Below are 23,067 nucleotides of genomic sequence, written 5' to 3' on the forward strand. Positions count from 1 at the left end.
CCTCCCGAAGGTGGGGCGCCGAGCCAAGAGAAGGAATTTTTTCAGATGAAGAATTTCAAGGCTGTGGGCGGCAGGTTGCTGCAGCTCGCTCTTGTTTTATGGGCGGTGGTGACCATCCTGTTTCTGATGTTCCGGCTGATGCCGGGCAATCCGATGGCCGCCTATATCGACCCGACGTTTACGCTCGAGCAGCAGCAGCAGCTCATGGCCCAGTTCGGCCTCGACAAGCCGCTCTGGCACCAATACCTGATCTATCTCGGCAATCTTTTGCAGGGCGAGCTCGGCCAGAGTTTTCGCTATCGCGAACCGGTCGGCCAGCGCATCTGGATCCTGCTGCCGAACACACTGATCCTCACCTTTTCCTCGCTGATCGTCGCCTATGTCTTCGGCATTCTCGCCGGCGCCTATCTCGCCTGGCGCCGCGGCAGCTGGGTGGAGCAGGCGGCCATTCCGCTGGTGCTCACCACCCGCGCCATGCCGGAATTCTGGCTCGGCATGGTGATGCTGGCGATCTTCTCCTTCTCGCTCGGCTGGCTGCCGGCCGGCGGCACGCGCGCTCCCGGCAACGAATATTCCGGCTTTCTCGATCTCTATACCTCGCGCGACTTCCTCGCCCATCTGGCGCTTCCGGCGGCAACGCTGGCAATCTACAGCCAGGGCCTGCCGCTTCTCCTGATGCGCTCCAACATGCTCGACGTGATGAAGGAGGACTTCGTCACCATGGCCCGCATCAAGGGCCTGTCGACCTGGACCGTGGTGGTGCGCCATGCCGCCCGCAACGCTCTGCTGCCGGTGATGACCTCGTTTGCGATCGCCGTCGGCTACCAGCTGCAGGGCAATGTCGTGGTGGAATCGGTGTTCTCCTGGCCAGGCCTCGGCCGCGAACTGGTGAATGCGGTCGCCGCTTCCGACTATCCGCTGGCGCAGGGCGCCTTCCTGATGATCGCGCTCGTGGTGATCTTCATGAACCTGCTCGCCGACCTGCTCTATGCCTTCCTCGATCCGAGGATTTCCCATGCCTGAGATCGCCGCACCCGCCCTCATCAAGCCGAGACGCCCCAATATTATTGCCCGGATGTTTCGCGCGCTGAGACTGCCGATGAACGATCCATTCGCGGTCGCCGGTCTCCTCATCTATCTGGTGTTCGTCGTTGTCGCCGTGTTCGCCGATCAGATCGCCACACATGACCCGACCGAAATTCTCTACACGCCAGCCTACGATCTCGCGGCGGACCTGCGGCCGGGGCAAGATGGTTTCATCATGGGAACCACCAGCCTCGGCCGGGATATCTTCTCGCAGCTCGTCTACGGCAGCCGCTCGGCGCTGCTGATCGGCATCACCGCCGCATTCATGGTCGCTCTGATCGGCTCGGTCATCGGCCTCGTCGCCGGTTATTTCGGTCGCTGGGTGGACGCCATCCTGATGCGGCTTGCGGATATCGCTTTCGGCATTCCATTTCTGCCATTCGTCATCGTGCTGGCGGCCTTCCTGCGACCTTCGATCTGGAACGTCGTCATCGCCATGGCGCTGGTGCTTTGGCGCGATACCGCCCGCGTCATCCGCAGCCAGGTGCTGACGCTGCGCACCCGCGGTTATGTCGAGGCGGCGCGGGTGGCGGGATCCTCCGACTTCAAGATCATCCTGCGCCATATCGCGCCGAACATCCTGCCGCTGTCCTTCCTCTACGGATCGATCGCGATCGGCTGGGCGATCCTGACAGAAGCGTCGATCAGTTTCCTGGGTTTCGGCGATCCAAACTCGATCAGCTGGGGCTACATGCTGCAGGATGCGTTTGCCAGCCAGGCGCTCGCCAAACAGGCCTTCTACTGGTTCGTGCCTCCGGGCATCTGCATCATCCTCGTCGTCAGCGCGGGCTTCTTCATCACCCGCGGGTATGAAAACATCCTCTTCCCGAAGTTGAGCCGATGAGCGAACCCCTTCTTTCCGTCAGAGATCTCCGGGTCAGCTACCAGGTGGGGCGCAATTTCGTCCACGCAGTGGACGGCGCGAGCTTCGACATTCCGCGCGGCTCGATCACCGGCCTGGTCGGCGAATCCGGCTGCGGCAAGACGACTGTTGCCCGGGCACTGACGCGGGTAATTGCCGAGAATGCGGCGATCACCGGCGGGCAAATCCTGTTCGACGGCAAGGATCTGGCAAAAATCCCCGAAAAGGAGATGAATGCGCTGCGCTGGCGCGACATCGCCTTCATTCCCCAGAGCGCCATGAACTCGCTCGATCCGGTCTATACGGTCGAATACCAGCTCGACGAGGTGCTGCGTCGCCGCGGCCGCCTGAGCCGAAAACAGTCCCGTGCCCGTTCCGAAGAACTGTTCGAGATGGTCGGCATCGATGCCAACCGCTTGGCCGACTATCCGCACCAGTTCTCCGGCGGCATGCGCCAGCGCGTCGCGATTGCCCTGGCGCTCGCGCTCGATCCGAAGCTGATCATCGCCGACGAGCCGGTGACGGCGCTCGACGTCATCGTGCAGCGGCAGATCCTCGACCAGCTCAAGGAACTGCAGACGCGGCTCGGTGTTTCGGTCATACTGGTGACGCACGACATCTCGGTCGTTGCTTATATCTGCGACCGTACCGTCGTCATGTATGCCGGCAAGGTGGCCGAATCGGGCACGACGCAGGCGGCGCTGACGGCACCGTCGCATCCCTATACGATGGGCCTGCGCAACGCCTTTCCGGATCTGCAGGGAGCCGCCTCCGGCATCCTGACGCCGATCGAAGGCGCACCGCCGAACCTTGCCAACCCGCCGGGCGGCTGCCGGTTCAAGCCGCGCTGTCCTTTCGCGCTCGACATCTGCGGCACCGAGCCGCCGGTCATCGACGTCGCGCCGGATCACCCTGTGCTCTGCCACCGTGCCAATGAGAGTGCTGCCTTGCGTATCGAAGCCGCCAAGACGGAGACATGGATGGCCCCGGCATGAATTTGGTCACCAAGAAACCGGATGTCCTGGTCTCGGTTTTGAATGCCAAGCTGCATTTTGCCGTCGGTGGCGCGTTCGCGGCGATGCGCGGCAAATCGACGGTGGTGAAAGCCGTCGATGGCGTCAGCTTCGATATCCGCCGCGGTGAAAGCGTCGGCCTGCTCGGCGAATCCGGCTGCGGCAAGACCTCCATGGGCCGGCTGCTGCTGAAGCTCGAGGAAAAGACCGGCGGCACGATCCATTTCGACGGCGAGGAGATCGGCGCGGTGCGCGGCAGCGGGCTGAAGAAATTCCGCTCCAAGGCGCAGCTGATCTTCCAGAACCCGTTCGACGCGATCAATCCGCGCTTCACCATCCGCCAGACGCTGGCCGAGCCGCTGGAAAATGCCGACATTCCGAAGCGCGAGCGCGAGGGCCGGATCATTGCGTCACTCGAACTGGTGAAACTGCCCGAGCCGGCGCAGTTCCTCGACCGCTATCCGCATCAGCTCTCCGGTGGCCAGCTGCAGCGCGTCGTGATGGCGCGGGCGCTGATCCTGCAGCCGGAATTCGTGGTGGCCGACGAGCCGGTCTCGATGCTCGACGTCTCGGTGCGCGCCGGCGTGCTCAACGTTTTTCGCGATGTGCGCGACCGGCTGGGGCTGACCGCGATCTATATCAGCCACGACCTGGCGCTGGTGCGCTACGTCTGCGAGCGGACTATCGTCATGTATCTCGGCCGGATCATGGAAGACGGACCCACCGAGGATATCGTCCGCGAGCCGCTGCATCCCTATACCAAGGCGCTCGTCGCCGCCGTCCCTGTGCCGAATCCCGACCAGAGCCACGAGCCGCTGCCGATCGGCCGCGGGGCCCCGGACCCGCGCAATCCGCCCTCCGGCTGCGTGTTTCGGGACCGGTGTCCGGCGGCTCATGCGCGCTGTGCGGCCGAGATACCCCTGCCGAAGCCCGTCGGCACCCGCACCGTCGCCTGCCATCTGTACTGACTGGAGTTGTTGATGTTAGCGGCTTTCTACATACGCACCGGTCCTGCCGCGGAGGTTCTCTCCGTGGCTGAGATTGCTGCACCCGTCGCTGGTCCCGGCGAGGTGCTGGTGCGCGTACATGCGTCCGGCATCAATCCGGCTGACGTGAAACGCCGGAGCGGCTGGCGCGGCATGGGCATGGATCACAAGCTGATCATCCCGCATACGGACGGAGCCGGCGAGATCATCGGTGTCGGCGCGGGCGTCGATCCGGGCCGCATCGGCGAACGTGTCTGGATGTGGAACGCCCAGGGTGGCTATGGTGAGGCGGGCCGCGCTTTCGGCACCGCCGCCGAGTTTATCGCAATCGCTTCCCACCAGGCCGTGAAGCTGGCCGATGCCTTGAGTTTCGCCGATGGCGCCAATCTCGGCGTGCCGGCGATGACCGCCTATCGCGCGGTTTTCTCCGACGGTCCGGTCATGGGGCAGACGATCTTCGTCAACGGTGCTGCCGGTGCGGTCGGGCATTTTGCAGTACAGATGGCGGTTGCCGGTGGCGCGCGGGTGATCGGCACCGTCAGCACTGCGGAGGCTGCGGTGCATGTGAAAGAAGCCGGTGCCTTCGCAACGATCAACCGCAAACGCGAAGACGTCTCGGCCCGTATTCTCGAACTGACCGGGGCCCAGGGCATCGATCGCGTCGTCGAGGTCGATTTCGGGGCAAACCTGGAGCGCGATGCCGCCGTCCTCAAGCGCAACGGCACCGTTGCCTCCTATTCGTCGAGCAGCAATCCGACGCCGGTGCTTCCCTATTACGCATTCGCTGCCAAGGGCGCCAACCTGCGCTTCATCCAGGGTTTTCTGATCCCCGCGGATCAGCGGCTGGGAGGCGAAAAGATGATCGCCGAACTCGCCGATACCGGCAGGCTCAAGGTCGCCATAGGCGCGACATTCCCCCTCGAAGACATCGCCAAGGCCCATGAGCGCGTCGAGCGCGGCAGCCTTGGCAATGTCGTCGTCCTGATCGGAGGCGCTTGATGAGCAGCCGATCAATCCATTCCACAGCATCCAACGAGGATTCCACGATGTACAATCCCAAGGAAAGCGACAGCACGCCCGCCAGGGGGGTAAAACCGGAAGGGTCCGTCTGCGATCCCGTCTCGCTCGAAATCATCCGCGGCGCGATCGCGGCCGCCCAGTCGGAAATGGAAGCGCTGCTCGAGCGCACCGCAATTTCCGCCTTCATTCGCGAGAAGAAAGATTTTTATACCGCGCTGTTCGATGGCGAAGGCGTCATGGCGGTCGGTTCCATGGTGCCTGTCTTCGGCGACATGACCGGGCCGGTGTTCGACAAGTTTCCGGCCGATACGATGAAGCCCGGCGATCTCTACTGGTACAATGACTGCTACGGTTCGCGCGGCGCGGTTTCGCATTCCAACGACCAGGTCCTGCTGGCGCCTGTCTTCAAGGATGGCAAGCGCTGCGCTTTCGTGATGAGCTGGGCGCATTTTGCCGATATCGGCGGCATGCGGCCGGGCTCGATCAGTCCGGATGCGACCGACATCTACCAGGAAGGTATCATCATCCCGGTCACCAAGCTGATGGACCAGGGCGTTACCAACGAGGCGACGCTGTCGATCTTCCACCGCAATTCGCGCTTTCCCGAACAGAGCATCGGCGACATGCGGGCGCTGATGGCGAGCGTCGATGTCGGCGTGAAGCGCATCGGCGAAATCCTCGACCGCTTCGGCTCCGATGTGGTGGCGGATGCGCTGGCGCAGCTGCTGACCCGCACCCGCAACCTGGTGCGCTCCAAGCTGGCCGAGACCTTCGACTACGGCACCCATAAATTCATCGATGCGATCGATAGCGACGGCCATGGCAACGGCCCGTTCAAGATGCGCCTCTCGCTGACCCGCGAGAAGCTGGCGAATGGCGAGGACAAGTTCACCTTCGATGCGACCGAATCCGACGATCAGGCGCCCGGCCCGGTCAATTTCCTGATGAACCGTGGCGTGCCGGGCATGGCCCTCGGCCTCTTCTATCTCGGGGGCGACCCAGGCCAGGTCTGCAATGCCGGCGGTCCGCAGGCGCTGGATGCGGTGAACCTGCGCCAGGGATCGTTCCTGCAGCCGAACTTCCCCGCGGCACTCGGCATGCGCGGCCTGACCATGATGCGCGTTCTGTCGGCTCTGAACGGTCTCGTCAACACGGCGGGCGGCAAGGCGCCGGCCTCCAACTCGGCCTATGTCATCACCATCATGCGCGGCAACTACAAGGACGATGCGGGCCAATTGAACCGCTTCCTGCTCGCCGACGGCATCGGCGTCGGTTACGGCGCGCGGCCGGATTCGGATGGCATCGACGCGGTCTATTTCGTGGCGCAGGAGAACTATCCTGTCGAGTTCCTCGAAGTCGGGTATCCGGTGCGACTGCGCACCTACGGCATCGTCAAGGACAGCGGCGGCGCCGGCAAATACCGTGGCGGCTGCGGCATTATCCGCGAATACGAAATCCTCGCCGAGGACATGATGCTCGCCGTGCGCATCGACAGCGTCAAGAACCCGCCCTGGGGCATCAATGGCGGCATGGGCGGTGGCACTGGCCGCGTCACCATCAATCCGGGCCGGCCAGACCAGCGCACGGTTCCGCCGCTTTCGGACGGCAACAGGCTGGTCAAGGGCGACGTGCTGCGCATGGAGACCGGCGGGGGTGGAGGTTTCGGCCATCCCTTCGACCGTAGTCTCGATGCCATTCTGGAAGACGTGCTCGGCGGTTTCGTCAGTGCCGAGTCGGCCGAACGCCTCTATGGCGTCGTCGTGAAGGGCACCAAGGTTGACCACGCGGCCACCGCGGCACTGCGCGCCAACCGTCCCGCTACCCGCGCATTCCATCGTCAGGAGTATGTCGATGTCCTCGCCTGAGACCTTTATCGATACGTCCCTTTCCGTCGCAGTCGATATCGGCGGCACTTTTACCGACGTTGCGCTTCTCGACCGGGCCACCGGCAAGGTCTGGCGGGCAAAGACGCCGAGCGTGCCCTCCGATCCTTCGGAAGCGTTCCTCAACGGCATCCGCCTGGCGCTGACCGATGCGGGGCGCGAAGCCTCCTCGCTCGGCCAGGTCCTGCATGGCACGACTGTCGCCACCAACATGATCCTGGAAGACAAGGGCGCCCGCACGGCGCTGGTCACCACCAAGGGTTTTCGTCATGTGCTGAACATTGGCCGCCAGGATATTCCCCGCAAGGCAAACCTTTATACCTGGGTGAAGCCGAAGCGGCCGGTGCCGGCGTCGCGTATCATCGAGATCGACGAGCGGATTGCTGCCGGCGGCGCTGTTCTCGATGCGCTGGACGAAGACAGCGTGCGGATTGCGGCCGAAGCGATCCGTGGCATGGACGTCGAGGCGGTGGCCATCTGCCTGCTGCATGCGTTTGCCAACCCGGTGCACGAGAAGCGTGCGGCGGAAATCCTGCGCGAGGAACTGCCGCATCTCGCCGTCACCACCTCGACCGACGTGCTGCCTGTCGTGCGCGAGTTCGAACGCACACTGACGACCGTGCTCAATGCCACCGTCATGCCCGGCGTCACCACCTATGTGGGACGCCTCGAAAAGCGGCTTGAGGACGAGAAGGTCACAGCCCCGCTGCTTCTGATGCAGTCGAATGGCGGTGTCGCCGGTGCGGCCACCATCCGCCAGGCTCCGGCGCTGACCGCACTGTCCGGTCCTGCCGCCGGCGTGGTCGGCGCGCGCTCGGTCGCCGCCGCCTGCGGGATCAAGGATATCATCACCGTCGACATCGGTGGCACCAGTGCCGACATCTGCCTCATCAAGGACGGCAAGATCGGCCTTACCCAGCACGGCAAGGTCGGCGAATGGCCTTTGCCGCTGCCGATGGTCGACATGGTGACGATCGGGGCCGGCGGTGGTTCGATCGCCAAGGTGGCGGATGGCACTTTGACCGTCGGTCCGCAGAGCGCCGGTGCCCGTCCGGGCCCGGCCGCCTATGGTCATGGCGGCGAGAACCCGACCGTTACCGACGCCCATGTCGTGCTCGGGCACCTGCCGGCCCGGCTGCTCGGGGGCCGCATGGCGCTCGATATGGAAGCCGCCCGCAAGGCGGTCGACGGCAAGGTGGCGACGCCGCTCGGTCTTTCGACGGCGACGGCCGCACGGGGCATTCTGGCGATCGTCGACAACCACATGGTCGGCGCGGTGCGCGTCGTTTCCGTCGAACGCGGCCATGATCCGCGCGACTTCACGCTGGTGCCTTTCGGCGGCGCCGGTCCGCTGCATGGCTGCGCGCTTGCCGAACTGCTCGGCATTTCCCGCGTCATGATCGCGCCGGCTCCCGGCATTCTCTGCGCCGACGGCTTGCTTGCCGCCGACCTCAAGGCCGAGTTCAGCCGTACCTTGCCGAAAGCCGGTGCGGTTGATGTGGTGGCGGTCAACGGCATCATCGCCGAGCTCAAGACCCAGGCATCTTCCTGGTTCGACATGGAAGGTGTGGCCGAAAAGGACCGCCGCATCGCGACCGTGGCTCTGCTGCGCTATCACGGTCAGGGCGGCGAGCTTGCCGTCACCTGGGGGCAGACCCGCGAGGCTGTGGAAGCCGCCTTTGCCGCCGAGCACAAGGCGCTCTACGGTTTTGAGCTCGAAGCGGCGATCGAACTGGTGACCCTGCGGGTCGAAGCCGCCGGCATGACGGTCGAACCGCCGCCGGCAATCCTCGAGAAGGGTTCCGACGTCATCCCGTTCGACCATGTGCCGGTGCATTTCGAAAGCGGCGTGACGAGCGTTCCGGTCGTCGACCGTTCGACGCTCGGTGCGGGCGCCACCTTCAAGGGCCCGGTGATCCTCACACAGCTCGATACGACGACATTGGTCGCACCAGGCTGGACCGGCACGGTGCACGGCTCCGGTGCCCTCCTTCTGACAGCCAAGCAGGATGCATGAGATGACTGAGCAAAAGAGCGATCTCGACCGCGTCTTCGCGCATATCGAGGAAAACCGCGAAAACTTCATCGAACGGGTGATGGACTATGTCCGCCATCCCTCGATCAGCGCCCAGAACAAGGGAATTGCGGAAGTGGCGGCCATCCTCGTCGACATGCTGAACGGCATGGGCATGGAGGCGATCACCATCCCTACCAAGAACCATCCTATGGTGCTCGGCCGCATGGAAAAGCAGCCGGGCAAGCCGACTGTCCTGCTTTATGGCCACTACGACGTGCAGCCGCCGGAGCCCTACGAACTCTGGGACAGCCCGCCCTTCGAGCCGACGATCCGCAACGGGCGCATCTATGCCCGTGGTATCGGCGACAACAAGGGCCAGCATTTCGCCCAGCTGATGGCGCTGGAATCGCATCTGAAGGTGACCGGCGAACTGCCCTGCAACGTCATCTTCCTGCTGGAAGGCGAGGAGGAAATCGGCAGCCCGCACATCGCCGAATTCGTGGCCGAACACGCCGACAAGCTGAATGCCGCCGATCTGGTCGTTACCTCCGATGGCCCGCTGCACGAATCCGACACGCCGATCATCACCTTTGGCGTACGCGGTGTTGCCTCGTTCGAGCTGCGCGCAAAAACCGCCAATCGCGATGCCCATTCCGGCAATTTCGGCGGCGTCATGCCGAACGCGATCTGGAAGCTGGTGCATCTGCTGGCGACGATGAAGAACGACCGGGGCGAAATCACCATCGATGGCCTACATGACGTCGTGGTGCCGCCGACCAACATGGAGCGCGAGGCGGTCGACAAGCTGCCGCTCGATCTCGATGCGATCAAGGCCGATCTCGGCATCAAGGAACTCGACGCGCCACTCGACCGCGGTTACTTCGACCGCCTGATGTTCCACCCGACGCTGACCATCAACGGGCTGCATGGCGGTTACGGCGGGCCGGGCCAGAAGACGGTCCTGCCCTGCGAGGCGTTTGCCAAGTGCGACATCCGCCTGGTCGAGAGCCTGACGCCGGATTACGTGTTCGAAAAGGTGCGGGCGCATGTTGCAGCCCACGCACCGGACGTGGAGTTCATTCCGCTCAACGCCATGCTGCCGTCGAAGACGCCGATGGACAGCCCGTTCGCTCCGGTCATCCAGGACGCGATCTTGACCGCCCGCGGTGTCGAGCCGTTGCTCTACCCGACGGTCGGCGGCTCGCTCCCGGACTACGTGTTCACGAAGATCCTCAAGAAACCCGCGTTCGTCGTGCCTTACGCCAATGCGGATGAAGCAAACCATGCGCCGAATGAGAACCTCAAGCTGGATCTGTTCATTGCAGGCATCAAGACGGGGGCGGCGCTGCTGACGAAGCTGGGTGAGATGAAGCGGTAATGCCAAGAGTCTCTCTGCTTTTGTGCCGAGAGAAATCTTGCCAGGCGCCGAGGCAGAGGGGCAGCATCTCGCGCTCCTCCTCCCTGTAGATGAGGTTGTAGGGAGGCTGCGTCGATACGAACCGCGCCCAGCCCTTCTGCCGCTGCAGCCCGATCGCCTTCCGATGAAATTCATCAGGCCCATTGTTAAAATACCATAAGGTTTATTCACGTGGTATTTTCACGCGATATCTCAAAGATACACTCCACCGCAGAAGCTCCACCAACCGATGACCCTGTATTTCCGTTTTCGCCAAGCTTTAGTCACACCGCATATCAAGATCGCCATACTCCGCACCCTCGCGGCTGCGATTGGAGCGATCGCGATTGTTTGGCTATTAAGCCTGCTTGTTCCCCAACGTCCGTTCTGGGTGGAATTGACAGCCGTGGCGTTGCTATCGGCGGCCGTTACATTTCCGCTTCAATTGGCGCTTTATCTGCGTAACCAAGCGCTTCGGGATACCCAAGAAGAGCTGCGGCACGCGCTCAGTCGCAAACCCGTCACAGGCACAATGCGCGCCGGCGAATTTGCGAATTCGGTCGAGCATGCGATAGAACGCAGGCGCACAAGCAGCACCGAAAGCTCCGATGGCGTTTTGCTCGTTCTCAAGATTGATGATTTCGATGCGATCGACCGCCGTTACGGCCCACAATGGGCTGACACGCTGCTTCAGTCGATGGTCCGGATCGTATATTCTTCCGTGCGCCATAGTGACCTTGTCGCGCGCCTTGCCTCCGACGAACTTGGCATCTATCTGCCCGGCACGACAATGGAAAATGCCAGCAACATCTGCGAGCGTATCCGCGTGCAGGTAAAGGAAACCACATTCACAGCCGGACAGGAGCGCCAGATATTGGTGACGGTGCGGCTTGGCGGTACCAGGGTCGAGCACCAAGCCGACTTTCAGGCACTGCGCGAGGCTGCCAACCGCGCCGCCATCGCGGAGGAGGAAGCTGGCTCGCCCCTATTCCGGGAGCGGTTCTCCTGAACGGGAAACTCTAACGACTGCCGCGCATACTCGGCCCTTGCGATCTTTCAGATCGTGGATTTTCCTACTTCGCGTCAACCTTTCCCGTTTTCGTGGCTGCGACGCCGGCCGGGCTTAACGCGCCGCAACGCCAGACGCTATAGACCGCTTGGGTGTCCCAGTCATAATAGAAGGCCGCTCTCAGCCTTCCTTCGTCCATCAGTTCGTCAAAGCTGCGGCGCACGGCACGAACCGCCACTTCCCGGGCGCGATCGTCCAGTGGGCAGGAAAGCACAGTGTTGGCAATGCCCCATTCGGTCACCCAGCACGGCTTGCCCTCCCCGTCAGGCCTGCAGAAGTTGAGAAGCGTTCTGACATAGCGTGTCAGCGCCGCATCGTCCTTGCGCCCCGGATAGAGATGAATTCCATAACCATCGACCAGCGCGTCGATATCTCGCTCCCGCAGGAGTGAAATGAACTCGCCGGGGTCCAGCCGTTCCATGCCCCGGCTGTCGGCCTCGTCAGTGCCGACATCGGACAGCCCGGCCGAAATCAAAAGCGCATCGCGGCTATGGACCGTCGCCCGCAACTCCTCCCGTGTGATGCGAACGGCACCTGCATAGACGTCGAGCCCCCGCCCGAAGGCCGTGCGGTCTGCGACTTCCGAAACGTTGCGCGGCGTCCGTCGCCCGGGCTTTTCGTAGACGACGAGGTCGCCGTTATAGGCGCTGTAGTTTATCTCGTTTCCGGGCTCAACGGCGTCGACGCGGATGCCCATGCCGTCGATGCGGCGAAGGGCCGAGCGCAACTGCGACCGGTAAAGATCGAGATCGAGATCCGAAAGCCGCTGAACATCCCATATACGGCCGAAACCGGTACGAGGACGCGCCCCCGGAGGATAATAATCCTTGTTGCCGAGCTGGATCTCGAGAAGGACTTTCAACCCCAACCGGTCCGCGATCTCGAGCGCATCGATGCTCTTGTCCACCGGCCTCGATAGTGAAAGGCGGACATGGGTGATACCACTCGCCGCGATTTCCTTCAGGATACGCTCCTGGTCGGTGCGAGAAAGCCAGGCGAGGTTGACCCGGTTGACGCCGATGCGATCGGCAAGCACATCGCGCGCGCCCGCCGGCGGCACCGGGGCAAACGCCCAGAGCACCGCCAGCGCACAGGCAAGGATCGCGCGCATCCGCACCGCCGCCTTCATCCGCTCAAAGTCCGATCTGCCCCAGAGCACTGCGGAAATTCGCCTCGCAAGCGGAATAGCGGTCGATCACGGCCTGCGTGTCGATCTTGCCGAGGAAGTTGGCGAGATAGGCGCGCTTATCCGTCTCCCGGTTCCAGGTGGAGGCCTCGATATAAGGGAAACCGATGAATTCCAGCATCTCGCGCATGCGGTCGTCTACGGCGATCATCAGTGCGGGCGTGCCGGCCTGCATGCCGATAATGCAGCCATGGAAGCGGCGACCGAAGCACAGATCGCGCTCGGACATCGCCCCGCGCCACTGGTTCGTATCGAAATAGACCAGCAACTCGTATTTCCGCTGCCATTTCTCCGAGTGCTTGTATTCCGTGCCCGCGGTGATGCGTGCGTTCGACCGGTCATAGGCGATGTCGGTGTCGCCGCCGGTCAGGGAAAGGTTGTAGGCAACAAGTTCGTCCTGAACGACATAGCTTGCGACGCTGTCTGGCTTGAGCAGTGCGTGGGCGTCGACGATCGTATCGGCAACGCTGCCAAGATAACCGCCAAAGGCGATCTTCTGGGCTTCCGCCAGCGCCGGGTTGGCGAGCGCGGTCAGCGAACGTTTCATATCATTCGGCGAGAAATAGAGTGACGGGCAGCCCGTCGGCTTGACGAACTTCATCCCCTGCTCCCTCAGGAATTCGGCGGTGAAGTAACCGCGGGTGAGGAAGAAACTCTCCTTGTTCCGCAACACGTCCAGGAACTTGAGCGTACCGGCCGGCAGTTGATCCTTGAGGCCCTCCTTGCGCTGGATGCCGATGCCCATCACCACGACCGGCATCGTCAGCTTCGCGAAGATTTCCGCCTCCAGATCGGCGGAATAGCCGGGGCGCAGCAGATTGGCGGAGGCGAAGACGCACAGATCGAACTCGCGGTTCACCTGCTCGAAAATGTCGTTCGAGTCCCGATTATTGGCCAGATGCCAGAACGGCAGATAGGTGACGTTATGACCGCGCAGGCTCTCGGCCGCGCCTTCGCCGATCAGGTAGTTGCCGGTATTGGCGATCTTCCTGACCTGCGCGATCAGATCCTTTTTTGTTCTCGTCTCATCGAAATACGGCCGATGGATAACGGTCGTGCCGGAGACGTCCGCAATCGTTCGCTGCAGATAGGAGGGAATGCCCGTAAGCAAGATACGCATGACTGTCCTCTGAACCGAAGGGTGATGGCCCGCAGGCCCCTGGATAGGGCCTCGCTAGAGACCAATGCCGATTTCGCGAAGCGTGGTGCGGAAGGCGCTCTCGCGATCGGAATAACGGTCAACGAGTTCGCTCGTGTTGAGCTGCGACAGATGGTCGGCCACGAACTCGGCGCGATTCTCCGCCTTGTCGACCTCCGTGATGTCGACAGCCGGCAGACCGGTGAAGCCCAGCATCTCGCGCATGCGGTCGTCCACCGCCACCATCAGACTGGGTACGGCCGCCTGCATGGCGATGATCGAACCGTGAAAACGCCGGCCGAAATTGAAATCCATCGAGGAGGCCCAGCCGCGCCACTGATTGTTGTCGAAGAAGGTCCTAACCTCGAACCGCTGTTTCTCCCGCTCAGTACCGGGATAGGTCAGATCGCCGATCATCCGGCCCGACGCGGAATCATAGACACGTCCCTCGTCGTTGGGCTCCACTTTCATATCGAAGTGAAGGAACTCGTCCTGCACGACATATGGCGGTACGGTATCCTGCGGAGCGAGCGCGTTCGCATCCAGGATCGCATCCTGATTGCCGCCGAGATAGCCGGAAAAAATGGTCTTTGCCTTGCCGATCTCGACGCTCGGCAGCTTCTTCATCGACCGGCGCATGTTGTCCGGCATGAAATAAACGGAGGGGCAGCCGGTCGGACGCACGAAGGAGAAGCCCTGATCCTTCAGGAAGCCGGCGGACTCGTAGCCGCGGGTCAGGAAATAATGCTCTCGCTCCTTCAGGACGGCCAGAAGCCGCTTCGTTCCTTCCGGGAGATTGTTCTCCAGGTCCTTGCGGTTCTGCAATCCGATGCCCAGCATGACGATCGGCATGTTGAGCCGGCTCAGCACATCCGCCTCGGCGTCTGCGGAAAGCCCCTTGCGCAACAGGTTCGCGCAGGTGAAGACGCAGATATCGAAATTGGCATTGAACTCATCGAACCCGCTGCCGCTCTTGCTCAGATTGTAGAGATGCCAGAAGGGAACCTGCTTGGCATGCGGAGCGAGCGCCCGCAGGGCGCCTTCGCCAATGAGGTAGTTCCCGGTATTGCTGATATTGCTCAGCTCCTGCAGGAACTCCTCTTTCGTTTCCGGCTGCTTCTGCCGCTCCGAATAGGAGACGGACGAACCATGGGCGCCATTGGCAAGGCGCGTGTAGTGACCAGGAATACCCGTCACGAGAATTCGCGGACGCATTCGACTAGACCTTTCTGTTTCAAAGAAGCGGCTCGGCGATCAGCCAGCTGCCGCAACCACGGGATTTGCCGTCGCCTGGTCGCGAAAGATCGCGGCGCGGGACAGTGACGAATTTTTCACGGACCGATCGCTCCACGAGATGAAATCCGCGAATGAGGACGTCCACGAGCGGTGCGCCGCGGTCCTGATGCAGCCCTCCATGAGCGGCGCAAGTCGTGCGCGATTGCGCGCAACCTCTTCAATGATGCGTGCCATCTCCCTCACCATCTGAGGATCGGAAGCCGCGTCGATGAGTATGCCGTCCTCGCCGTCGCAAATGAGCTCGTCCACCGCGCCAACCGCGGTCGCGATGGGCACGCAGCCGAGTTGCTGTGCCTCGGCGATCATCAGCGGCGCGCCCTCCCACCGTGACGGCATGAGGAGAACATCGGCCCAGCCGAGCGCCTTGATCAGATCCTTGCTCGCAAAGACCGGCGGACGCACGTCGACACCGAGGTCCTTCAGCCGCTCACTCCAGGAGACCCTGGAATCGGCGAGGATTTCCCCGCCGATGGCCCGGGCGTCGAACGCGACGTTGGAGGCCCGCAATTCCGCGAGCACTGCCGCCAGCCTATCGATGCCCTTCTGCTGGTCAAATCGGCCCATGTAAAGAATCCGTAGGCGGTCATCCTTGCGCTCAATCCGCCTGACGGCCAGGACCTCCGCCAAGGCTTTGGGCGGCACCGAGAAGCTCGCGCCGTTCGCAACGGCGAAGACCTTCTCGTGCGGGACACCGTAGCTGTGTAGATAGATCTTGAGCTGTTCGGAGCAGGTCAGGAAGGCATCGTAGCAATGTTCGTGGGCAATCGCTGCGAAGGGCTGGCCGGCGGGCCTCTTGAAGGCCGTATTGTCCACGACGTGCAGGTAGCAGGCCGTGCGCGTGCCTTCAGCGCGCAGTCGCGCGATAAGGGGATGGACGGCCATCACGTGGTTGTTGATGACCAGGTCGAAGCCGGAAAGCTGCCCTTTGAGCGCCTGCCAGTCGACCGAATGCTCCTCGGCGATGAAGTCCTGTCCCAGGAAGGAACCCGACCCTCCCCAGACCGGAATTCCCGCCTCCCAGAAATGGATGTAGTCGAAGCTGGAATCGAATTCGTCGATCACGTCCATCCGGGACGTGCCGAGCACGAAGAGGTGGGTTTCATAACCGGCCGCCTTCAACTCCCGGGCCGCCGCATAAACGACCTTTTCAGCCCCGCCGAACGAGGCGTTCGGCACGAGCAGCGCCACGGTGCGCCTACCCTCGTTATGCCCGAGCGGCAGGACCGGCGATCCTCCGATCTCCTTGCGCAACGCCTTGTGGAGATCGGTATAGGGTACCAGCCGCGCCGGACGCCAGGTCCACCGCCTGCCCGCCGTCTCGCGGAGGGGGCTCGAGGCAATCGCGTTGAGACAATTGATCATCACCTGCTGAGGCGTGATGAGGGAGCGGCGCGGGAGGCTTCTTGGAAAAGGGAAGCGCACTTTCAGAATGGCTGATGTCGGCCATACCTGCTGGCTTGCGATCGAGGCGAACCAGTCAACGGCATTGTTCTGGACCACGTCCTGGGCGATCCGGGTCGACAGGAAAACGAGATCGGCGGGGCCGATTTTCTGAGCACCCGGACCATGAACGACCGGCTCGATCTTGCGCTGGGCGGCATCGTTGGCGAGCTGGACGAAGACGACGTTGCTCACCTCGCTCAGGCGCTCGAGATGAGCGAGCACGTTCGGCAGCATGCGCGAGCGCCGCAGTAGGTCGAGCGCCGCCCCGCTTCCGGCGACCAGGAATGGTGGAAAATGTTCATTGTCCGGTTCGCCGATATTGCCCCAGAAGGCCGGGATGATGTCGTCGAGGCGAAGCATCGTCGGTGGCTTGGTGGGATCGGTGAAGAAGGAGATCGCCGTATCCTCCGTGCGCGCAAACAGGTAGCGCGGGCAATCCTCGTGCTCGAAATCCACCAGCATCGGGCGCTGGAACAACGGCATGTGGCGCTTGCGCAGGAAGCTGACCGAGGTGGCTCGGTCGCGGTTCGCCTCCTTGAAGCGGCTTTCCGCCCTCAGCCTGTATTCGAAGACTGTGTCGTGGCAGGGCGTTCCGACGAAACCGTGCTCGATGCAGGACAGCCAGAATTCCCAATCCTCGAAACCGTTCTGCCGGTCGTCATTGAAGCGGACGCCGTCCTTAAAAACCTCGATCGAGATCATCGATCCCGTATCGCAGATATTGTCGGTGATGCAGTGCACCAGCCGCGAATAGCGATTGCCGTAATGGGCGCGCCAGCTGACCGAGAATGTGTCGATATTCGTGTAAACCCACCCGCAACCGCTGGAGACGAGCTGCTGGTAAAGCGTCTTGATCGTGCCGGGAAGGATGCGATTGTCGGCATCGAGGAAATAGACGGCCTTCGCCTCGGGAAAGTGCTCGATGACGAAATCGATGGCGCGATTGCGTGCGCCGCCCGGGCCGGCGTTGCGGCCGAATATGACATGGAGGCAAGGATGGGCCGCGGCGTAGAGCAGCAGCTGATCGAACGTCTCATGCCGCGGATCGCCGTCGACAGAGACAACGATGACAATCCGGCAGTTGCCGGGATTGGAGGCAAGCACCGATTCGATCGCCTCAAGCACAAGTGCCGCGTGACCGTAGAGAGGCATGGCCACGGCGATCAGGTCGGATGGCTCCCTGTTACCGGACATCGGCGGCCTCCGTAAATTGCTTGACCATCCTGAAGCCGGACACCTTAAGCCAGGAGAAGTCGACCGAATCCGTCACTGCGCGGCTGAGGATCATCAGATCCATCGGGCCGCGTACCGGCTCATCCAGCTGAATGTTGATGTTGACGACCTCGCTGGAGCTGACTTCGCGCCATCCACTGAAGAATGTCGACGGTCTGGCCGTGCCCTTTCGCGCGATCTCGGCCACTTCGGAACGCGCATTCGAATTTGCTGGCGCAAGCAGGAAGCTGACCGCCGCGGGTTTGCCTTCCGGATGATCGATAAAGGCGCTCACCGAAAAGGATATCGTTCCGGCCTCGACGGCGCCGCTGACCGCGCCGGCCGATATGCCGCTCGGCAACGGATGGCAGACAATGGCATGCTCATGCTCGAGGAAGCGCACCGTCTGGAATTCCGGGACGATGGGCGTGACTGAAACGTCGGCGACCTGACTCAAGGTCGCGACCGCCAGGCGGTAGTCGACAGTGTACTGGCCTTCGAGCAGGTTGCTTGGCGCTATCATGTTGGGTGTTCTGGTAGGCTTGACCCCGGGCAACCCCGTGAACACCTTGAACGCCAGCGGGCGCAGGTCGAGATCCGGATGCGGCAGTTCCGAGCGCGCCGAATAACGCTCGCCGGCGATCGGATAGCCGAGCGAAAGGCCGACGGTATCCGGCCCGGTCGCGGAGATCCGCAGCTTCAACGTCCGTGCCGCTCCTCCACAGGCGCGGGGCAGCGAGAAGAAATTCCAGTTCGGCACGAGCTGCGTATAGGGGACAGTCCATTCTGCAACCCCTTCGCCGCTCTCGAGATAGCTCAACGCGACGACAAGCTCTCCGCTGATCCTGGGCACCGCGTGAAAGTGAAGGGCAAACCCCGCCACGCCAAGGCTGGATACCGGCAGAAGCTGCTCGATAAAGGCTGCGGCAAGCAGCGGCCCGATCCCCTCGTCCTTCGGATCGGCATAGGGATCGTGGGAGAAAATCTCCGAAACCGGCTCCCAGTTTCGCGCCTGGAATGCATCCTCGAGCGCTCGGTAGTTTTCCAGCAGCGTTTCTCGTTCCCTTCGCAGGATCGCAAGCTCGGAGGTGATCGAGGCGCTGTATCGTGCAAGCCGGCCGACACTGCCTTCGGTCAGAGCCTGCAGAAGCGGGAGGCTTTCCGGCCTGTTTGCGGGATCAAGCCGCCGGATGGGGACGGCCGGGATCGTCCCCAATGGTCCAAGCAACGCCAAACCCGCCTGCAGATCCGCCTCGCCCTCATCCGAATAGGCCACAGCGACCAATGGAAAAGCATTCTGCAATGTCACCGGAGGACGGCCATCTACATCGAGGAAAACGACCTGATGTTCGATATCGCTTCCTTCGAAGCAGGAGCGATCCCGGGCCGATGCCGCGATCAGCTTTCTCGTCACCAGTTGTTTTCCAATGCCGGAAGACGTCAAATTTAGCACGCACCGCCCCTGAAGAATTACCCTGCAACAAAGAACAATATCCCGGATAACCGAATTTTATCAAAGTCATCCTGCGTCTTCGAGGGGAAGCCTAACAACTAACATTGCAGTGCACAATAACAAAATTCAACCGATATAGAGAAATAAATTCCAAATATACTTTAAAAATTGAAGTAATAATCATGCTGACGTTCCTTGGAGGCCTCGAGCCGACTTTCCAGTCAGCTTTTCAATAACATTCTGCTGACGATTAAGGCATTCCGCCAGCCGGAAGCGCCTCTCGACTGTCCGGCGCGCCGCAACGCGCATCCCGAAGTGACGTTCCGGATTGGCGAGGGCGCCGAGAATGGCCTCGGCGAGCGCATCCGTGTCGAAGAACGGCACCAAAAGGCCATTTTTTCCGGAACGTATGACCTCCTGAACGGGCGCAGTATCGGATCCGATTACCAGCGCGCCGCAGGCCATCGCCTCCAGCACCGACCAGGACAGGACGAAGGGATAGGTCAGGTACAGATGGGCGGACGAGATCTGGTAGATCTGCCGTAAGAGCGAATGCGGCACCGCTCCGGGAAAGACGATATTCTCCCGCGGTATGTCCAGCGACTTGAGGAGATGATCCTCCCACGCGCCGCCGCCCGGCGGCGGCACGCCATAACTGACACCGTCTCCGCCGACGAAGACGAAGAGACCATCGGGGCGCTGGCGCACGACCTTGGCGGCAGCCTCCAGAACCTGCGGGAAGCCCCGATACGGCTCGAGATCGCGCGCGACAAAGGTAACGATGGGAGGGCCATCGGCGCTCAGCACGCGTCCATCCGGAAGCGTGACTGAAGCTGTCGGGTCGGGTCGAAAACGCACCGTATCGATCCCCTCGTGACACACCGAAATGCGCGCCCGGGCGTCGGCGGGATAAAGACTTCTTTGCCAATGGGTGGGGCTGATGCCGGCCTCGATGGCCTCGAGGGACAGGAGTTGTGCGATATTGCGCAGCCGCAGTCTCTTCCGCGTCTCAAGATCGGGCCGATCGTCGGGGGAGAACCCGATATCTGCCCCTTCCGACCGGTAGAAGAACTCGCAATATCCCAATGCGGGCACCTGCGGGAGCACATCCTTCAGGAACATCATACTTCCCCAGCCGATATGGCCGACGACGACATCGGGCACCAGCCCCTGCCGCACCATGGCATCGAGCGTCTCAGCGACGCGATGACCGATTCGCGCATGGTGATCGGGAGTAGCCATGTGCCGGGCCATATGCGGATCCGCGCGCGGACCCGCTTCCGCTCGATGTCGAATGACGCGAACGGCAGGGATCTTCTGATCTATGGTCTCGGTGATGAGGCTGACCTCATTGCCCAGCTGTGCAAGCTGGGCGGCCAGGGCAGCGAACTGACCGAAACCCCGTCGATGAACAAACGCCACGTGCATCGCGTCTATTCCCCCACGGCAAAGCGCACGCCCTCACCCACCACTCAAACGCCGTACCGTGAGGTGCTGCCCCAGGCCAGTTCGAGCTGATGCAGTGTCTGGAAGGCAGTTTCAAGCATCCGCTGCTCCTGGTCGCCACGATTCACCGCGCGCTCATAAGTCATCGCGGCCTCCCGGAGATTGGCCCTGAGCTGCCGCCCCTTCTCCGTCAATTTGATGCGTGCGGACCGCTTATCGCGCTGAGAGGCAACCCGATCGATGTAGTCACCATCACCAAGCTGTTTCAGATAGTAGGAAACGTTGGAGCCGACATAATGACCGCGATCCAAAAGCTCGGCGACCGAGAGCTCCGAATCGCCGATTGCCAGCAAGATCATCGCCTGTGCCGGCCCGATATCGTCGACCCGAAGCTTGGTCAGCTCCGCGCGGATCAGACCCGAGAACCGCCGGCTTGCCCGCTCCATGAGGCGAGCGAGTTCGAAATATGTAACCTGTTGGAGGGACCCAAACTCGGCATCCTGAGGATGCCTGGGGTCTGTCTGTGCCGCCTGACCCATTTGAACTGTTAGTTCGCCGTTCAGCTCTACAGGCAAATTAAGCACAACTTCTTCTTTCATCCCAATCTCCGTTTCAGGAAACTACTTCAAAAATTGAAGTAATATTCAACTACGCCCAATCCCCCCAATCGCCATGAGCTTGCACAAGCCCTCCGTTATGTGCCAGATTGGAGGAAGCAATACTATCCTTCGGTTTAGCTATAACCAAAACGTCCTCCGACTGATTGATCTAACGTTAACCTGAGGCAAATTGCCATGCGCGATACTGTTCAAAATGAGACAACAAGCAAGGGGCAAATTCGCAGAGGTCGGAGAGAAAGCAGCCCAGGGTTGTTGGCTTCGCAATCCAGGCGTGTATTCATGTCAGGGCTGCTTTATGCTGCGGCGCTCAGCGTGTGCCTGAATTTATTACAGCTGACGATGCCTCTGTTCATGCTGCAGGTTCACGACCGGGTGCTCAACAGTCAGAGCATGGACACGCTGGGAATGCTCGTCATCCTGGCCATAGGCGCCCTGATCGTGCTCGGTGTTCTGGAATTCATCCGCGCCCTTTCATTCCAGGCCATGGGAGGTGCGCTTGTGCGCCGACTGAACATGCCCATCCTGGCGGCGGCCGTTCAGGCCTCGGTCGACCAGGGCCTGTCGCGCGCGACCCAGTCGCTTCGCGACATCTCGGAATTGCGAAGCTTTCTGACCTCGTCGGCAGTCACTGCGCCTCTCGATGCGGCGTGGTCTCCGATTTTTCTCGGCGCCCTTTTCCTTTTGCATCCGCTCTTCGGCCTTATCGGAGCCGTTTCCGCCGCTCTGCTTTTATGCGGCGGCCTGATCACGGACATTTTGACACGCCAACTCACCAAGGAGGCGAATCAGACGAATATCGAGGCGGTGTCCAAGATTGGCGCTTCGCTGCGACATGCCGAGGCAATCGAGGCAATGGGCATGCTGCCAGCCCTGGCGGCCCGCTGGCGCGCCCTGCAACTGCAAGCCCTCAGCGCCTTTGAAGCAAGCGGGAGCAGGAGCAAGGCGATGTCCTCCATTACCCGCAGCCTGCGCTATTCCATCCAGATCATTACGCTCGCGGCCGGTGCCTATCTGGTGCTGCAGCAGGAAATCACGCCCGGCGCAATGATGGCATCGAGCATCCTGGTCGGGCGCCTCCTGATCCCGTTCGATTCGCTCATCGACAACTGGCGGCAGTGGGTGCTGGCGGCGGCGGCCTGGCATCGTCTCGAGGCCATCCTCACGGCGGATGTTGCGATCCGCCAAACGATGCCGACGCCGCATTCGTCGGGCGACATCGTGGTCGACAAGCTCATTTACGCGGCTCCCGGCCTGGATGTGCCGATCATCAAGGGCATTTCCTTCTCTCTCTCTCCCGGCGAGGTTCTGGGCGTGATCGGCCCTTCCGCCGCGGGCAAATCGACGCTTGCGCGCCTGCTGGTGGGTATCCTGCGCCCCACATCCGGCGGCGTCTTCCTCGACGGCAACAATACCTATCTCTGGGAGCGCAGCTCGTTCGGCCAGGGTGTCGGCTACCTGCCGCAATCCGTCTCGCTTCTGGAAGGCACCATTCGGGAAAACATCGGGCGAATGGCAGACAGCGATCCATACAAGGTCCTGGAGGCGGCGCGACTGGCCGACATCCATGAAATGGTCGGGCGCCTGCCGCTCGGCTACGACACGCCGGTCGGCGACGGACATCTGACGCTTTCCGGAGGCCAGCGGCAGCGCATCGCGTTGGCGCGCTGCCTCTACAATCAACCGCGCCTCATCGTGCTCGACGAGCCGAACGCAAACCTGGACGCGATCGGCGAGCGAGCCCTTATCCGCGCGATCGAGCGCGCTCGCGAAAGTGGCGCCATCGTCATCATCATCGCTCACCGGCCGGCCATCATGCAGGTCGCCGACAAGCTGCTCGTGCTCGAAAACGGCCGCGTCACCCAGTTCGGACCGCGTACCTCCGTGATTCCAGTAGCGGCGCCGGGCGAAACAACCCGCGAGGTAGCTGCAATATGACCGCGC

At 62.0% G+C, this 23,067-nt stretch carries 17 protein-coding genes and 1 pseudogene; 10 read left to right on the top strand and 8 right to left on the bottom strand.

Annotation, left to right across the window (positions count from 1 at the left end):
• Window positions 1-45: 45 nt before the first annotated feature.
• From C5L10_RS00830 to C5L10_RS00865, 8 genes are all read left to right on the top strand, one after another.
• Window positions 46-1,023 (top strand): ABC transporter permease, encoded by a 978-nt coding sequence (locus C5L10_RS00830; protein ID WP_105428345.1) that lies wholly within the window; start codon window positions 46-48, stop codon window positions 1,021-1,023.
• Window positions 1,016-1,930: an ABC transporter permease gene (locus tag C5L10_RS00835; protein ID WP_105428109.1), complete on the top strand. Its 915-nt coding sequence runs from the start codon at window positions 1,016-1,018 to the stop codon at window positions 1,928-1,930. The genes C5L10_RS00830 and C5L10_RS00835 overlap by 8 nt, the downstream gene beginning before the upstream one ends.
• Window positions 1,927-2,943 (top strand): ABC transporter ATP-binding protein, encoded by a 1,017-nt coding sequence (locus C5L10_RS00840; protein ID WP_105428110.1) that lies wholly within the window; start codon window positions 1,927-1,929, stop codon window positions 2,941-2,943. The genes C5L10_RS00835 and C5L10_RS00840 overlap by 4 nt, the downstream gene beginning before the upstream one ends.
• Window positions 2,944-3,026: 83 nt before the next feature.
• A complete protein-coding gene (locus C5L10_RS00845; protein ID WP_371411903.1) occupies window positions 3,027-3,929 on the top strand; it encodes an ABC transporter ATP-binding protein in 903 nt (300 codons plus the stop codon).
• Between the two features lie 63 nt (window positions 3,930-3,992).
• On the top strand, window positions 3,993-4,946 hold the full coding sequence (locus C5L10_RS00850; protein ID WP_172716851.1) for an NADPH:quinone reductase: 954 nt from the start codon (window positions 3,993-3,995) through the stop codon (window positions 4,944-4,946).
• Window positions 4,946-6,832, top strand: a complete 1,887-nt coding sequence (locus tag C5L10_RS00855) for a hydantoinase B/oxoprolinase family protein (RefSeq protein ID WP_105428112.1) — start codon at window positions 4,946-4,948, stop codon at window positions 6,830-6,832. The genes C5L10_RS00850 and C5L10_RS00855 overlap by 1 nt, the downstream gene beginning before the upstream one ends.
• Window positions 6,819-8,867: a hydantoinase/oxoprolinase family protein gene (locus C5L10_RS00860; RefSeq protein WP_105428113.1), complete on the top strand. Its 2,049-nt coding sequence runs from the start codon at window positions 6,819-6,821 to the stop codon at window positions 8,865-8,867. Before C5L10_RS00855 ends, C5L10_RS00860 begins: the two co-directional genes overlap by 14 nt.
• 1 nt (window position 8,868) lies before the next feature.
• A complete protein-coding gene (locus tag C5L10_RS00865; protein WP_105428114.1) occupies window positions 8,869-10,245 on the top strand; it encodes a M20/M25/M40 family metallo-hydrolase in 1,377 nt (458 codons plus the stop codon).
• Window positions 10,246-10,297: 52 nt separating this feature from the next.
• On the opposite strand, the pseudogene C5L10_RS00870 reads toward C5L10_RS00865, so the two are convergent.
• Window positions 10,298-10,405 (bottom strand): annotated as a pseudogene (locus tag C5L10_RS00870) (aldo/keto reductase); the annotation flags it as partial.
• A 108-nt stretch (window positions 10,406-10,513) separates the two neighbouring features.
• Between C5L10_RS00870 and C5L10_RS00875 the strand changes: the two are divergent.
• On the top strand, window positions 10,514-11,272 hold the full coding sequence (locus C5L10_RS00875) for a GGDEF domain-containing protein (protein ID WP_105428115.1): 759 nt from the start codon (window positions 10,514-10,516) through the stop codon (window positions 11,270-11,272).
• Window positions 11,273-11,336: 64 nt separating this feature from the next.
• Here the strand turns inward: C5L10_RS00875 and C5L10_RS00880 are convergent, their stop codons facing one another.
• The 7 genes from C5L10_RS00880 to C5L10_RS00910 all read right to left on the bottom strand — a co-directional run bounded on the left by C5L10_RS00880 (window position 11,337) and on the right by C5L10_RS00910 (window position 21,045).
• Complete coding sequence (locus C5L10_RS00880; protein WP_172716852.1) at window positions 11,337-12,443, bottom strand: glycoside hydrolase; 1,107 nt, start codon at window positions 12,441-12,443, stop codon at window positions 11,337-11,339.
• Between the two features lie 22 nt (window positions 12,444-12,465).
• Window positions 12,466-13,638: a polysaccharide pyruvyl transferase family protein gene (locus C5L10_RS00885; RefSeq protein WP_105428117.1), complete on the bottom strand. Its 1,173-nt coding sequence runs from the start codon at window positions 13,636-13,638 to the stop codon at window positions 12,466-12,468.
• A gap of 54 nt (window positions 13,639-13,692) precedes the next feature.
• Entirely contained in the window at window positions 13,693-14,871 is a 1,179-nt protein-coding gene (locus C5L10_RS00890; RefSeq protein ID WP_105428118.1) for a polysaccharide pyruvyl transferase family protein, read from the bottom strand.
• Between the two features lie 39 nt (window positions 14,872-14,910).
• Window positions 14,911-17,589 carry a glycosyltransferase gene (locus tag C5L10_RS00895; protein ID WP_105428119.1) on the bottom strand — a complete coding sequence of 893 codons (2,679 nt, stop codon included), beginning with the start codon at window positions 17,587-17,589 and terminating at the stop codon, window positions 14,911-14,913.
• The gene (locus C5L10_RS00900; protein WP_105428120.1) at window positions 17,579-19,060 is read right to left on the bottom strand and encodes a DUF6212 domain-containing protein; all 1,482 of its coding nucleotides are present in this window, start codon (window positions 19,058-19,060) and stop codon (window positions 17,579-17,581) included. The genes C5L10_RS00895 and C5L10_RS00900 overlap by 11 nt, the downstream gene beginning before the upstream one ends.
• Before the next feature lie 180 nt (window positions 19,061-19,240).
• Window positions 19,241-20,488, bottom strand: coding sequence for a glycosyltransferase family 4 protein (locus tag C5L10_RS00905; RefSeq protein WP_105428121.1), 1,248 nt, complete (start codon window positions 20,486-20,488; stop codon window positions 19,241-19,243).
• A 44-nt stretch (window positions 20,489-20,532) separates the two neighbouring features.
• Window positions 20,533-21,045, bottom strand: a complete 513-nt coding sequence (locus C5L10_RS00910; RefSeq protein ID WP_371411904.1) for a MarR family transcriptional regulator — start codon at window positions 21,043-21,045, stop codon at window positions 20,533-20,535.
• A gap of 255 nt (window positions 21,046-21,300) precedes the next feature.
• Here C5L10_RS00910 and C5L10_RS00915 point away from each other — a divergent pair, with 255 nt between their 5' ends.
• Entirely contained in the window at window positions 21,301-23,061 is a 1,761-nt protein-coding gene (locus C5L10_RS00915; protein ID WP_105428123.1) for a type I secretion system permease/ATPase, read from the top strand.
• Window positions 23,062-23,067: the final 6 nt, after the last annotated feature.

The sequence above is a fragment of the Neorhizobium sp. T6_25 genome, from assembly GCF_002968555.1.
GTDB lineage: Bacteria > Pseudomonadota > Alphaproteobacteria > Rhizobiales > Rhizobiaceae > Neorhizobium.

What these genes read in the sequence shown, in the direction of transcription:
- C5L10_RS00830 (WP_105428345.1), top strand. Translation starts at nt 46, where the DNA reads ATGAAGAATTTCAAGGCTGTGGGCGGCAGGTTGCTGCAGCTCGCTCTT.
- C5L10_RS00835 (WP_105428109.1), top strand. Translation starts at nt 1,016, where the DNA reads ATGCCTGAGATCGCCGCACCCGCCCTCATCAAGCCGAGACGCCCCAAT.
- C5L10_RS00840 (WP_105428110.1), top strand. Translation starts at nt 1,927, where the DNA reads ATGAGCGAACCCCTTCTTTCCGTCAGAGATCTCCGGGTCAGCTACCAG.
- C5L10_RS00845 (WP_371411903.1), top strand. Translation starts at nt 3,027, where the DNA reads ATGCGCGGCAAATCGACGGTGGTGAAAGCCGTCGATGGCGTCAGCTTC.
- C5L10_RS00855 (WP_105428112.1), top strand. Translation starts at nt 4,946, where the DNA reads ATGAGCAGCCGATCAATCCATTCCACAGCATCCAACGAGGATTCCACG.
- C5L10_RS00860 (WP_105428113.1), top strand. Translation starts at nt 6,819, where the DNA reads ATGTCCTCGCCTGAGACCTTTATCGATACGTCCCTTTCCGTCGCAGTC.
- C5L10_RS00865 (WP_105428114.1), top strand. Translation starts at nt 8,869, where the DNA reads ATGACTGAGCAAAAGAGCGATCTCGACCGCGTCTTCGCGCATATCGAG.
- C5L10_RS00875 (WP_105428115.1), top strand. Translation starts at nt 10,514, where the DNA reads ATGACCCTGTATTTCCGTTTTCGCCAAGCTTTAGTCACACCGCATATC.
- C5L10_RS00880 (WP_172716852.1), bottom strand. Translation starts at nt 12,443, where the DNA reads ATGCGCGCGATCCTTGCCTGTGCGCTGGCGGTGCTCTGGGCGTTTGCC.
- C5L10_RS00885 (WP_105428117.1), bottom strand. Translation starts at nt 13,638, where the DNA reads ATGCGTATCTTGCTTACGGGCATTCCCTCCTATCTGCAGCGAACGATT.
- C5L10_RS00890 (WP_105428118.1), bottom strand. Translation starts at nt 14,871, where the DNA reads ATGCGTCCGCGAATTCTCGTGACGGGTATTCCTGGTCACTACACGCGC.
- C5L10_RS00895 (WP_105428119.1), bottom strand. Translation starts at nt 17,589, where the DNA reads ATGTCCGGTAACAGGGAGCCATCCGACCTGATCGCCGTGGCCATGCCT.
- C5L10_RS00905 (WP_105428121.1), bottom strand. Translation starts at nt 20,488, where the DNA reads ATGCACGTGGCGTTTGTTCATCGACGGGGTTTCGGTCAGTTCGCTGCC.
- C5L10_RS00910 (WP_371411904.1), bottom strand. Translation starts at nt 21,045, where the DNA reads ATGGGTCAGGCGGCACAGACAGACCCCAGGCATCCTCAGGATGCCGAG.
- C5L10_RS00915 (WP_105428123.1), top strand. Translation starts at nt 21,301, where the DNA reads ATGCGCGATACTGTTCAAAATGAGACAACAAGCAAGGGGCAAATTCGC.